The organism is Fructilactobacillus sp. X2R1C3 (genome assembly GCF_059901425.1).
Genome location: NZ_JBWXUW010000022.1, coordinates 1 through 237, shown reverse-complemented (window position 1 = coordinate 237; position 237 = coordinate 1). Strand labels below are relative to the sequence as shown.

General features: G+C 42.2%; 1 protein-coding gene. It reads left to right on the top strand.

The window, feature by feature from the left end:
* Positions 1-53: 53 nt before the first annotated feature.
* A partial coding sequence (locus AC6UDD_RS06990; RefSeq protein WP_500720062.1) for a hypothetical protein occupies positions 54-237 on the top strand: 184 nt, incomplete at its 3' end.

Below are 237 nucleotides of genomic sequence, written 5' to 3'. Positions count from 1 at the left end.
GTTCTATCGCTGGCGATGGTTCAACAGGTGATAATAATGTTTATGCGGGGCATTTGGCTGGACAAAATTCTAAATCTGATCGTTCCATTATCATGGGGCCGCAAACTGGATTAAGTACGAATAATGATCGCAATGTATTGATTGGTAACTTTGCGAATGGTGGATTAACACAGGCTATTTCGCAAGCTGTCAGTATTGGCGGAAATTCAATGGCGCGTGGTAATTTTGCTGTAGCTA